This is a genomic window from Psychrobacter glacincola, from assembly GCF_904846215.1.
Classification (GTDB): domain Bacteria; phylum Pseudomonadota; class Gammaproteobacteria; order Pseudomonadales; family Moraxellaceae; genus Psychrobacter; species Psychrobacter glacincola.
In genome coordinates, this window is record NZ_CAJGZK010000011.1 from 19,191 (window position 1) to 32,248 (window position 13,058).

Annotated in this window: 13 protein-coding genes; all 13 read right to left on the bottom strand. The window is 44.9% G+C overall.

Annotated elements, in window-relative coordinates; translation table 11 throughout:
* Positions 1-2: 2 nt before the first annotated feature.
* Positions 3-2,360: an ATP-binding protein gene (locus JMW90_RS07890; RefSeq protein ID WP_201562952.1), complete on the bottom strand. Its 2,358-nt coding sequence runs from the start codon at positions 2,358-2,360 to the stop codon at positions 3-5.
* 475 nt (positions 2,361-2,835) lie between these two features.
* Positions 2,836-3,549, bottom strand: coding sequence for a DarT1-associated NADAR antitoxin family protein (locus JMW90_RS07895; RefSeq protein WP_201563073.1), 714 nt, complete (start codon positions 3,547-3,549; stop codon positions 2,836-2,838).
* Positions 3,550-3,804: 255 nt separating this feature from the next.
* Positions 3,805-5,013 (bottom strand): chromate efflux transporter, encoded by a 1,209-nt coding sequence (gene chrA / locus JMW90_RS07900; protein ID WP_201562954.1) that lies wholly within the window; start codon positions 5,011-5,013, stop codon positions 3,805-3,807.
* A 95-nt stretch (positions 5,014-5,108) separates the two neighbouring features.
* Positions 5,109-5,807: a hypothetical protein gene (locus tag JMW90_RS07905; protein WP_201562956.1), complete on the bottom strand. Its 699-nt coding sequence runs from the start codon at positions 5,805-5,807 to the stop codon at positions 5,109-5,111.
* A 385-nt stretch (positions 5,808-6,192) separates the two neighbouring features.
* Positions 6,193-6,387 (bottom strand): TIGR00366 family protein, encoded by a 195-nt coding sequence (locus JMW90_RS07910; RefSeq protein WP_265089230.1) that lies wholly within the window; start codon positions 6,385-6,387, stop codon positions 6,193-6,195.
* A complete protein-coding gene (locus tag JMW90_RS07915; RefSeq protein ID WP_201562958.1) occupies positions 6,387-7,652 on the bottom strand; it encodes a RidA family protein in 1,266 nt (421 codons plus the stop codon). The genes JMW90_RS07910 and JMW90_RS07915 overlap by 1 nt, the downstream gene beginning before the upstream one ends.
* Before the next feature lie 225 nt (positions 7,653-7,877).
* Entirely contained in the window at positions 7,878-8,462 is a 585-nt protein-coding gene (locus tag JMW90_RS07920) for a HupE/UreJ family protein (protein ID WP_201562960.1), read from the bottom strand.
* 241 nt (positions 8,463-8,703) lie between these two features.
* A complete protein-coding gene (gene ureG / locus JMW90_RS07925) occupies positions 8,704-9,342 on the bottom strand; it encodes an urease accessory protein UreG (protein ID WP_149489165.1) in 639 nt (212 codons plus the stop codon).
* A 34-nt stretch (positions 9,343-9,376) separates the two neighbouring features.
* Positions 9,377-10,084 (bottom strand): urease accessory protein UreF, encoded by a 708-nt coding sequence (locus JMW90_RS07930; protein WP_201562962.1) that lies wholly within the window; start codon positions 10,082-10,084, stop codon positions 9,377-9,379.
* A complete protein-coding gene (gene ureE, locus JMW90_RS07935) occupies positions 10,074-10,616 on the bottom strand; it encodes an urease accessory protein UreE (protein ID WP_201562964.1) in 543 nt (180 codons plus the stop codon). The genes JMW90_RS07930 and ureE overlap by 11 nt, the downstream gene beginning before the upstream one ends.
* A gap of 63 nt (positions 10,617-10,679) precedes the next feature.
* Entirely contained in the window at positions 10,680-12,383 is a 1,704-nt protein-coding gene (gene ureC / locus JMW90_RS07940) for an urease subunit alpha (RefSeq protein ID WP_201562966.1), read from the bottom strand.
* Positions 12,380-12,715: an urease subunit beta gene (locus JMW90_RS07945; RefSeq protein ID WP_181210285.1), complete on the bottom strand. Its 336-nt coding sequence runs from the start codon at positions 12,713-12,715 to the stop codon at positions 12,380-12,382. The genes ureC and JMW90_RS07945 overlap by 4 nt, the downstream gene beginning before the upstream one ends.
* A 28-nt stretch (positions 12,716-12,743) precedes the next feature.
* Positions 12,744-13,046: an urease subunit gamma gene (ureA, locus tag JMW90_RS07950; RefSeq protein ID WP_201562968.1), complete on the bottom strand. Its 303-nt coding sequence runs from the start codon at positions 13,044-13,046 to the stop codon at positions 12,744-12,746.
* Positions 13,047-13,058 lie beyond the last annotated feature (12 nt).

Here is a 13,058-nt window from a genome sequence, read left to right on the forward strand (position 1 = left end):
TCTCAACTTTCAAATAAGGCTTGTGAAGGTTTATTTTCATGAGCGCTAGACTGTATCGGCAGTTTGATGATAAACGTCGTGCCCTCGCCAACGATTGAGCTGACCTCGATGCTGCCACCATGTTGCTCGATGATTTGTGCTGTAATGGCCAACCCTAACCCTGTGCCATCACCTGCTTTTTTGGTAGTAAAAAACGGCTCAAAAATCTTCGCCAGCGTACTTTCTGGGATACCAGCACCATTGTCTTTGACACTTACTATAACGAGCTGCTGCGCCTTATCGACAGACGAGTTGATCTGCAATACCCCTTTATGATCAATCGGCATGGCTTGGGCGGCATTATTAAATAAGTTTAATAATACTTGGTTGATTTGCGAAGGATTGCATTGAATCAGTGGCAGCTCGGACAGATTGGTATTGACCTCTAAAGCTCTCAAGTTATTGCGAGCCATAGTTAATGAAGTAGTGATACAATCATTGATATCGACATCTTTTACCTTAGATTCGTCAATTCGAGAAAAGTCGCGCAAGCTCACTACCAGCTCTGCAATCTGATCAACGCCATAAAGTCCGTCTTTGATTAAATCTGCCAAATCTTCACTGACTTTATCCTCTTTCATTTCCTCGCAGCATTGTAAGGTTTGATCTATCAGTTGCTCGACTTGTTCTTTATTGATAGTTGGCGCTTTTAAGGCCTGCAATAATTGATCGGTATGCTGTATCAACTCATCAAAACGCGTGAGATTATCGCCAACCAATTCTATGTTACTACGCACATATCCGAGCGGCGTGTTGACCTCATGCGCCACACCTGCCACCATTTGACCTAGCGTGGCCATTTTTTCAGAACGCACCAGATGCACTTGCGAGGCTTTTAATTCATCCATGGCTTGCTGTAAATCTTGTGTGCGGGCGGCGACTTGTTTTTCTAGATGAACATTGATTTCAGCAAGTGCGCCTTCATTCTCGACGACGCGATCAATCAGCTGATTGGTCTGCTCACTAATAATTTGAATCTCGCTGACATTTGAATGCGGCAGTTTATGCGCACTTAATTGTTGATATTTTTTTTGCTCAATCAACACGCCCATATCAGCCACAGCCTGTGCCATATGCTTTAGCGGCCGCGTAAAGTAGCGACGAAATACCCATGCAGTCAATAACAAGATAGGAATGAAACCCAGCAGCATGGCTTGAATCAGTTTATTGGACAGCGCATTTGCCACGATCATCATGTCATTATCAGGCTTGACGATGACCATCTTCCAATACGTAAAGGGCATGCGAAAAACGAAGGCGGTGGCGGGCTGCTGCAACACAAAATCATTGGGCACAGCGATGGTATCGACCAAATGACTGTCGACCAAATTAAACGTTTGGTCGATATTTAACAGCAATAATGCTGAGAGCAATTTGGACTCTTGCTCGCTGATTTTATTCAGATTGGTCGTACTTAGAATACTACGTGCAGCGAGCGTATAACGGTTTTCATCTTTAGCCACTGCTTCATCTATCAGCATCTGATTGATGTTATCTAGACTGTCCGCAATAGGGGCAAAGCTGGGGTTACTCTCAGCCAACTGACGTGCCGTTATGACCTCGCCTTGACGGCTACCTTCAGTCGCGTGCATGACTATCGACTGATCTGGAAAGGTCAAAAACCGATTATCTAAATCTACTAAAAAGACATAACCACCGAGCTTATCTTGCCACTTTTTCATCGCCTCGCCGAGGTTGTCTAATAGCAGATTGAAACTTACCACTCCATCAAAAGCCTGATTGCGACTGTCATACAGAGCCTTGGCACAGGTCATCATCGGCTGATTACTCACCGGATCGACATAGGCACGGCTCCAAACACAGTGGTCATGACGCGCGTACATTGCAGGAATGTACCACCAATCACGATAATAGGGATTAGGGGTTTGGCGCACTTGATTATAACGCGCTAATGGCTGCATATCGCCTGAGCTATCGCGCGCCCACACAAATGACTGCCGCTCTCTACCCTCAGCGTACATATTTGGATCAAACCATACGCCACCGCCTACAATGCGTTGATCCATTTGTTGCATGAGATTACCAAAGGTTTCTTTATAAAGAATATCTTGTTTTGGTAAGCCACCAGCCATGGTACTGGTGGCTTTGGCCAATCCGTCGACATGATTGATATTCGCCATAATGCTATTGATGGCTTCGTTACCTGTTTCAACCACTGTCTCTGAGGTCATCTCCAGTATGCGCGGCTTGGCTTGGGTTTCGATGACCCAGTACACCAGCAAAATAATGAGTAAAAAAGCCAATGTTAAAATAATCAGTATACGGGTGGAGATACTACCAAATCGAGCAACAACCTTCATAAACACACCTGATATCTATGCGCTAACTGTTATCAACAAATCAGTAAATGACTAAAGATATGAGTGATACGAAACCGCTATTTATAGTGAGCTTAAGGATACGGTGCAGTTATGACAATAGAATGAAAAAACTTGTGTTTAGCCATACGTTCACCATTATCTGGTAATGGGCGACAACAATACTGGTATTGGTAGATAGGTAATCTTGTCATTATTCATCTCTGCTAGCTTTTTCGCATAAACAATATGCTTCTTATGCTATGAACGCAGGGTTTCAGGCGTGCAGCCAATCTTAGGCGCGATGGCTTGAATGGCTGACCAGTTGGAGGGATAATCGTTTGCAGCTTCACTCAGTGTGTGGACGGCGCGTTCTTTAATCTCGGGAGTGTAGTTTTGTCTTTTCGTTGTCGTATTTCTCTCAGAATGTTGAGTCTCCGGCAATACTGGAGCGGTTCATTGAGCGCTGGTCTAATAATCAGATCCAACCCTCTTCCAAAAGGTGTTCGGTGTTACTCACTTTAAATTCATTATATAAATTAAAAAATACCGTTGGGTCTTCAATATTGTCGAGTAGCTCTCGTTTATGGAGCGCCACAAACATGGCCAGCGCATAAGCTGAAGAATGGATAGACTTTTTAGGATTAAACTCCATATCAGTAAAGGCCTGATATTGCATCACCTCTTCATGCAGCTGAGGGTTTTGCTTTAGGGCATTGACATACAGCCAATCATAAAACGTCGTTAATGGCTCTACACTCCACTCCATACCGAAATAGTTATAGCCAATGAGTTCACCCGAGGTGATTAACCGCTCGTCCTTTTTGGCTTGTCTTGGCGGGGCGGTCAGCAAGTCGGTATAGGGGCCACCATCCTCAAAAACCATACTGCTTTGAAAAGCATTTTCGACACTATATGGCTCGCCACCGTTCTCATTAGTTAGCTTTAGGCTCAAAGGGCTGATTAAAAAACTCAACTTATTACCCGATTTACTCGACAGCTCTAAAACGTGATTAAAGCCATATTTTTTGCGAATGACTTGATGCATATCATTGATAGATTTTTTCTTTTGTCGACTTGCAAATCCCACATGCCGCTCAAACCGAACCATGTCTGTTTTTACCAGATTGTCACTGTTCACTCTAGGCATGAATACAGGTCTTTTTTCTACCGCGTTTTGGGTTGCTTCCATAGGGTTCTGTCTTTGTTCCATAGTAATGAGCCTTATAACAATATAACAATGAGCAAGTTTGAAAACTGAAAATTTATGAACCTATCTGATCGCTATACGGATAGTTGTGATCTTATATAGTTGATCCACTTTTAAAAGAGTGCAGCACTGCTGCGGTTAATGATTCACAGCCTCTGTCTGCATAGGCACAGCAAGCAAGAAAAATTAACCATAGCAGTGTTTTATACCATTTGTATTTCTTTTATTTAGGACTAACTATAGTGTCAATAGCCAACCAGCAGCGCCGCAACTGATAACCACCAGCCAAGTAGGTAATTTCCAAAACATCAAGGCAACTAGAGCAACTAAAGCTAAACCAAAATCTTTTGCCTCAAGAACAGCGCTTGTCCATACAGGGTGATAAAGCGCTGCCAATAGCAAACCGACGACCGCTGCATTGATGCCCGACAGAGCCGCTCTTGTCCGCAGATTTTGGCGTAAACCTTCCCAAAATGGTAGGGCGCCCATCACCAAAAAAAAGGATGGCGCAAAGATGGCTATTAAGCAAATCATACCACCTAACCAACCACTCGGCGCTTGGTTCATCGAACTCCCAAGAAATGCAGCGAAGGTGAATAAAGGCCCTGGTACGGCTTGCGTGGCTCCGTAACCTGCCAAGAAAGTATCATTACTGAGCCAACCTGCCGGAATAACCTCAGCTTGTAACAGTGGCAGTACCACATGCCCACCACCAAATACGAGTGATCCTGCACGAAAGAAGGTGTCTACCATAGAGAGGGTTTGGCTTGGGTACAGTGCGGTCAGCAGTGGTAAACCAATTAGTAATGAGAAAAATAAGAATAACCAAAAAACCCCAGCTCGACGTCTGACAGTAATAGGAAGCGGGTCATGAGCAATCACTTTTTCAGGTTTGAACAATACCAGCCCAATAATGGCGGCACTAGCAATGACGCTCACTTGACCTAATGCTGAAGGGACTAGCAACACAAAACAAGCGGCCAGTGCCATGATAGAGACTCGCGCAACATCAGTACAAAGATTTCGTCCCATACCCCATACTGCTTGTGCCACCACCGCCACCGCCGCTACTTTCAAACCATGTAGTACGCCAGAGGGAATAATATCCCCATAACTGGTAATACCCATGGCAAATAGAATAAGCGCTATGGCAGAGGGCAAAGTAAACCCAGTCCAAGCCGCAAGAGCGCCGGTATATCCTGCTCGAGATAGCCCTATGGCGATGCCAACTTGGCTACTTGCTGGTCCTGGTAAAAACTGACAAAGTGCGACTAAGTCAGCATAGCTATTCTCAGTGAGCCATTTTCGTCGTATCACGAATTCATCACGAAAATAGCCCAAATGAGCGACGGGGCCACCAAAGGAGGTGAGACCCAATCTAAGAAAAATAAGAAAAACAGTCCATGCTGATTTGTTTTCAATACTATGACGATCATGACCTGACATGATTTACTCTCCTCGGCAAACTATGGAAAGAGAAAATATTAGCAATCAAAGTCGAATATAGAGTTTGATTGGCTGTTTAGTATTATTTTTACTTCTTACTCAGCATCATCTAATAATTTATTAAGGGTTTCTATCATCGCATCATCTATAATGCTGTCTTCTACATAATTCACTATCTCATAGATGGTCGTCAGATCCATTGCTCGAATACCTAAGCTGGCTAACTGCGCATTGATAGCCTCTAAGCGCTCGTTATCTTCGGCGCCATCACTTACGAACCAATATATCTGCTCTAGCAAGGTGTCTTGTTTGGTTAACGTTGAATAGCTATCACCCTGAATAAATAAATTAAAATAATAAGGCATCTCTATATCGTTAATAAAAAAAGTACGCTTACACTCTAATGTATAAGCTTGTGCCTCTTCACTGTCATTGCTGTCAATGCCATCAGTGCCTGAGTCACTTTTGTTGTCTTCATCATATTCAATCGTCTCTTTTACTAACCCTGCTAATATTTGATAGCGCCCTACTTTGATCTTGTGATTATAAATAATACTGGCATCCGCGATGGCATCGAAAATAATGGCACTGACATCTAAAGTATGATTATCAATATCATAGAAGCTTTTTAGCGCGGGCAAAAACTCAGTCAGCTGCGCTTCAGAGACTTGGATGAGAAACTGCTGTTCGTATATCTTAATCATGTCTTCGGGCGCGTAGGTATTGGCAGTATCAGTCTCGTTTCTACCGGTAGGCTGGAACGGTAAAAAATTATATGGATTATCATTGGTCATTTGGGACGGCCTTTTATAGTTAAAATATCTCAAAAACGCTACAGTGCTGCTTATATAAATTTTTTACAGCCTCTGTCTGCGTAGGCACAGCAAGCAAGAAAAATTAATATCAGCAGTACTTGATGTATCGATATTACTTTTCCCTGACTATATGTGTATGTTAGCTTTAATAGATGTCTGCTATTAACAAAATAATGAGCATCTCTAAGCGCATATAAACTTCTCAATATGTGCTTAGAATTTATGCGGGTATTGTCGCTTATTTGGACAATTTTAGATAGACAGTGATAGACATACCGCTTCAATTATTTTCATAAAAAAAGACCTTACCCATCAATCGGGCAAGGTCTAAACGCTAGGTTGTAACGCTAAGTCTGGTTTTTAATTATAAAAACAATAGCCCTAAACCAATCACAACACCACTGACCACCAGTACAATCACACAAAAACCCATGATATCTCTGGCTTTGAGTCCCGCGATTGCCAAGGCTGGCAATGCCCAGAATGGCTGAATCATATTTGTCCATGCATCGCCCCATGCAACCGCCATAGCAACCTTTGCAGGGTCACAGCCCAGCATTATCTTACAGGTGGCGTACCTTCGGCATTAGAGAGCACCGCATCGATTTGTATCAATGCATCCATAGGGATTGCTGATACCCCAAATACTGTTCTGGCAGGCAGCTCACCATCAAAGAACGTGGTATAAATATCATTGACCGTGTCAATATCGCTAATGTCTTTGAGTTGGATAGTTACTTTAACGATGTCGTCCATTTTATGATCGATACTCTCGACAATGGCTTTGATGTTTTCTAAGCACTGCTTGCTCTGCACTTTTATATCACTGCCGATGAGCTTACTCGTTTTAGGATTGATAGGTAATTGACCCGAAAGATGATTATAGTGAGAAAAAGCAACCGTCTGCGTGCTTAACGAGTGCTTTGGCGCCTGCTCAGTATTATTGGCTTTTATCACAATGCCATGTCGATCTTCAACGGCTTGTGGCAGTGTGCCATCTCCGTGTGATAGCACAGCGTCAATCTGTACCAAAGCACCCATAGGCAACCCTGAAACCATAGTCACTGTGCGCGCTGGTAGATAATTAACGGCTCTGGCAATAGCCGTATCTGGGAAAAAAGTACTATAAACGTCATCGACGGCTGCGATATCAGACAGATTGGTTATAAAAACATTTATTTTGACAATGTCATCAACACCGACATCAATACTGGTCAATATTTTCTTAATATTGGCTAGGCACTGCGTGGTCTGCTCTGTGATACCACCTGCTATTATTTGCCCTGAAGCAGGGTTAATGGGTAATTGCGCTGAGACGTTATTGTAATGAGAAAAAGCAACTGTCTGCGTAGATAGAGAGTCGATTGGCGCGTTATCGGTGTTTTTTGCCACCTTTGCTAGCTCGCAAGGTGCTTGCGGGTGAGTACCTTCGCCATTTGAAAGTAATGCATCCATTTGTACTAAAGCACCGCTCATAGGCAGTTCTGCGACCATCACTACGTTACGTGTCGGCAGATAGTCACTAAAGAAAGTACGGTAGACAGTATCTACTGCCGTCATGTCTGCAATATCTTTTAAAAACACAGTAATTTTAATCACATTATCCATGAGGTGCTCGGTACTTTCTACAATCGCCTTGATATTGTCTAAGCACTGTTTGGCTTGTGCTGTGATTTCAGCGGCGACTAATGTTCCAGTCTTTGGATCAATTGGCAATTGCGCTGAGATATTGTTGTAATGAGAAAAAGCAACGCTCTGAGTTGACGTTGCGCTAATCGGCGCACGGTCCGTGTTTCTAGATAGTTTTATGATGGTATCATTCATATCGTGATAGTCCCTATTTGATATGCTTAATTACTAAGCTGGTTGATATGCTTAATTACTAAGCTGGTTGATATGTTTATTAATGAAGCAGGCATCTAGCCCGCTGTTGTCGCTTTAACATCTTGAGTCGATGCTAAAAGGAATATGAGAAACTAAAGAGCCGCAGGAAGTCCCTACGGCTTCTTAGATTTATACAAAACGAGCAAATTTCTTGGTTAATACCTATTAGCCAGCAGCCAATACCCCACCAATAATAGCAACCACGCCGCCTAATGCGCGGGTAATACGGTTATCAGCTTTGAGCATCATGGTGCCTAGACCGCGACCGACGAAAGTAATGGCTAAGGTTGCGACAACGAAGCCAGCCATATAAAGTAGCAAGCTTGAACCTTGTGTCATTTCAGTACCGTGAGCATAACCGTGGGCGACCATAAATAGCGCGACCAAGGTGCCACCAATCGCCGTCGGCAGTTTTGCAAGCGTCGCGATTAGTACACCAACCAGCAGTACTGACATCGCGATACCGGTCTCTATCCCAGCCAAACTGACACCCGCCCAAGCAAGACTCGCGCCTGCTATCATGCCGCCTACGACAAATAACGGCGTGCCACGTTTCATCGTGGTGTTTTGGCGGATACTCCAAAAACCAATCGCGCCCATAGCCAATAAGTGGTCAAGGCCCATCATCGGATGCAGTAAGCCGCTAAGGAAACCATTGCTCACCTGCTCGCCATGGCCGGGATGGGCAATCGCCAAAGTAGCGGTCATCATTAGCCCTGCTGTCAGCAGCAATTTGGTCATTTTGTTCATTTTTCTCTCCTATTTTTTTGTTTTCTATTATTTGAATAATTGGTCTAGTCAGTACTTTGAAATACTGTCCGCCTACTTATAGTTGATCCACTTTTAAAAGAGTACAGAACTACTGGAGTTGATTATTCGCAGCCTCTGCGTAGCCACAGCAAGCAAGAAAAATTAACCCCAGTAGAATTGATAATATTTGCATTTTTTTATTTAGGACTGACTATAATTATTAAATGCGAGCCATTAAGCATTAAGCATTGGCGCTTAGTTTTCCAGGACGACGCTCAGGTAACATGCCCTGCTTTAAGATAAAGCTAATGATTTCTTCTACGCCCACGCCGTCATATAGATTGGTAAAGATAAAAGGACGTTCTCCACGCATTTTTTTTGAATCACGCTCCATCACATCTAGCGAAGCATGGACATATTCAGCGATGTCAATTTTATTAATAATAAGCAGATCCGACTTAGTAATACCTGGTCCACCTTTACGAGGGATTTTGTCACCAGCAGCGACGTCGATGACATATAAGGTCAAATCAGAAAGCTCTGGGCTAAAAGTCGCGGCCAAGTTATCGCCACCAGACTCTACTAACACCAACTCTAGGTTAGGATGGCGCGTTTGCAAATCATCAATGGCGGCCAGATTCATCGAGGCATCTTCGCGGATAGCCGTATGTGGACAGCCGCCAGTTTCTACGCCCAAAATACGATCGGCAGGCAAGGCATCATGTTTTAATAAAAAATCCGCATCTTCACGCGTATAGATATCGTTAGTGACCACAGCGATGTCATAGTGATCTTTTAGCGCACTACATAACTGACGTAATAAGGCGGTTTTTCCAGAACCAACCGGACCACCAACACCTACTCTTAAACAATGTTTCATGTATATTTTCCTTATCTAAAAACGAAGCATTAATTTAGCTTCGAAATAATCGTGAATATTGAGTTTCATGCTGAGCACTACCCAGTGCTAAACCGGGTAAAATCGGACCCAACTGCGCATCAGTTAAGGTTAAAGCCTTGTCGACTGCCGCCACCAGTTGCGCCCGTAACGTCTCGTTCAAACGTTGGGCAGCGGTATGGCCAAGTGGCAGGGCTTTGCAGGCAGCCGCGAGCTGATTTTCCAGCCAGCCCCAAGCAAATCCTAATAGCGCTTGACGTACGGGCACCTGCCTTTGATGGGCGGTCCACGCAAAGACTGTGACATAACCCGGATCCTTTGGTAGCTTTGCATGACCTAACGCTGTCTGTGGCTGCAACTCTAGACTGTTGAGCAAGCGCATCAATGCTTGACCCAAACGCATGTCTTCATCGCTCAGCTCCGCCGTTTCCCGATTGGCGTGTAGCCAGTCATTCCAAAATGCCAAACCATCACTGTCGTTATTGGCCCAGCAGCTCTGTAAACGCGCTAAGACAGGCAGCTCACAACGCGTCAAACCATCTCCTAATACACCTTCTAACCATTCGCCCAGTTGGGCTTCGTTATTGACCCAACCAAGCTCAAACGCACTCTCCAAACCTTGCGACCAAGCAAAAGCACCAATAGGTAATGCTGGGCTAATTAATTGCATCAAACCTAACAATGCCAGATCGCTAACAGCATTTGAGGGCTCATCAATGCGCATGGTTATGACCGTCGTGTTCAGAATGGTCGTGGTCATGAGAATGAGAGTGAGAATGCGCATGACTATTTGAGTGCGAGTGCTCACGACCAGCCTGCGCATAAGCACCAGACTCAGGATCAAACGGTGCGTCATGATGTATCAAGTCGGCTCCCAACAGTACCGCCAGCTCTTCAAGCACATGATCTGGAGGAAAACGCACCCAATGACGTCCGTCTGTATCGCTACCAAGGGCGAGCGACACATGACGATTACCTAAGTGGTAGCAAAGTCTAGCGAGTGGCAAACCGCTTTCGATATAAGCGCTAGCTACTGGCTCATCAGCAGCAAGAACCTGAATCACTTCGCCACTATTGGCTTGTAGCAAATCACCATGACGAAGCACAGGGCCTCGATCAAGAAATAAACCCACGTCACGGTCATTATCGCTGACTGCTTTTAGACGGCCACGGATACGCAGCTCATAAGGCAAGGTCAAGGTGTCATAAATATCGACCGAAGCATTAGCATCCATTCTTTTTATTAATTCAAGCATATTATTATCCTTACAAACGATTCAAAACAAATGGCCTAAAACAGATGGCTTAAAACAGATGGCTTAAAACAAATGATAAAGCTGAGCTAATGGCAATTCAGAGAGCGGCTCGCAAGTTAAGAGCACACCGTCTACATGAACTTCATAAGTTTCTGGATCTACCGTGATGTTCGGGCAGTAATCATTCAGCTTCATGTCTTTTTTACGCATGCTACGTACGTTTTTACACGCGACAAATCGGCTTTTTAGTCCCAGTTTTTCTTCAAGACCTGTGTCCATGGCGGCTTGGCTAACAAAGGTAACGCGAGTAGCAGACACGGCACGGCCTAACGCGCCAAACATACGGCGATAATGCACCGGCTGCGGGGTCGAAATCGCTGCGTTAGGATCACCCATTGCAGCACCAGCAATCATGCCGCCTTTTAAAATAATGGACGGCTTTACGCCAAAAAACTTAGGACGCCATAGTACCAAGTCTGCCATTTTGCCAATCTCTACCGAGCCCACTTCATGTGATACGCCATGGGTGATGGCAGGATTGATGGTATATTTGGCAATGTAGCGTTTTACTCGGAAATTGTCGGTACCACGCGCTTGATCTTCTGGCAGCAGACCACGCTGCAAGCGCATTTTGTGCGCAGTTTGCCACGTACGGCAGACCACTTCACCAATACGGCCCATAGCTTGAGAGTCCGATGAAATCATCGAGATAGCACCAAGATCATGCAAGATGTCTTCTGCAGCAATGGTCTCACGGCGGATACGCGAGTCAGCAAAGGCCACATCTTCAGGAATATTTGGGTCTAAGTGATGACACTCCATCAACATATCGAGATGCTCGTCAACGGTGTTGATGGTATACGGACGTGTTGGGTTGGTCGATGACGGTAAGACATTTGGCTGACCACAAGCGACAATAATGTCTGGGGCGTGACCACCACCAGCACCTTCAGTATGGTACGAATGGATACAGCGGTTTTTAAAGGCCTCTAGCGTATCCTTGACAAATCCCGACTCATTTAAACTATCAGCATGTAGCGCTACCTGAATATCGTGACGGTCAGCAACATCAAGCGCATTGCTAATAGCGGCTGGCGTTGCTGCCCAGTCTTCATGGACTTTTAAGCTCATCACACCTGCTTTGACTTGCTCTTCAAGCGCTTCTGGGGTACTGGCACTGCCCTTACCCAAAAATCCGATGTTAATAGGCAAGTCATCTACCGCTTGCATCATTTTGCCGATATGCCATGGACCAGGGGTATTGGTGGTAGCCATTGAGCCGGTCGCAGGGCCTGTACCACCGCCAATCATAGTGGTTAGACCGCTCATTAACGCTTCATCTACTTGTTGCGGGCAGATAAAGTGCACATGAGTATCTACCCCGCCTGCAGTCAATATTTGGTTTTCACCTGCGATAATTTCAGTACCGGCGCCAATAATAATATCAATATCTGGCTGCGTATCTGGGTTGCCGGCTTTACCAATAGCGGCAATACGACCATTTTTTAAGCCAACATCGGCTTTTACGATGCCCCACCAATCAATAATAATCACGTTGGTAATCACGGTATCCATCACTGAGTCTGAGCACAGCTGGCTTTGACCCATACCATCACGAATCACTTTACCGCCACCAAATACCACCTCTTCACCATAATGGGTATGGTCTTTTTCAATCTCGACCCAAAGCTCGGTATCGCCCAAACGGAGGCGGTCGCCAACGGTCGGACCATACATATTGGCATAGGCGTCGCGAGATATCTTCATCGTGTCTCTCCCGAATCTGAATTGTCATCTAGCGCGCCCATCACCTCACCTCTAAAACCAAATATGCGGCGCAATCCGGCATAAGGCAGCAACGACACCTCACGTTTTTGGCCCGGCTCAAAGCGCGTGGCGGTGCCAGCAGGTATCGCTAGGCGATGGCCATAGGCTTTTTTTCGATCAAAGCTCAGTGCGCTATTGGTTTCAGCGAAGTGATAATGAGAGCCCACTTGGATAGGGCGATCACCGGTATTGGCCACTTCAATCACAAAGCTGTCGCGACCTACGCACAGTTCAATATCGCCTGTCTTTAATTGATATTCACCCGGAATCATCATGCTCTCCTTAAGCTTTATGCTCTTATTAGATAATAGGACTATGAACAGTCACCAGTTTGGTGCCATCCGAAAAAGTGGCTTCGACCTGAATACTTTCAATCATCTCAGGTACACCTTCCATCACATCCTCTCGGCTTAAGATTTCGCGGCCAGCACCCATCATCTCTGCCACCGTGCGCCCTTCTCGCGCGCCTTCCATAATCTCACAGCTTATTAATGCAATTGCTTCTGGATAGTTTAACTTCAATCCTTTTGCCTTACGGCGCTCTGCTAAAAGCCCAGCGGTAAAAAGCATTAATTTGTCTTTGTCTCTCGGGGTTAGTTCCATTGTTTGCTCCGT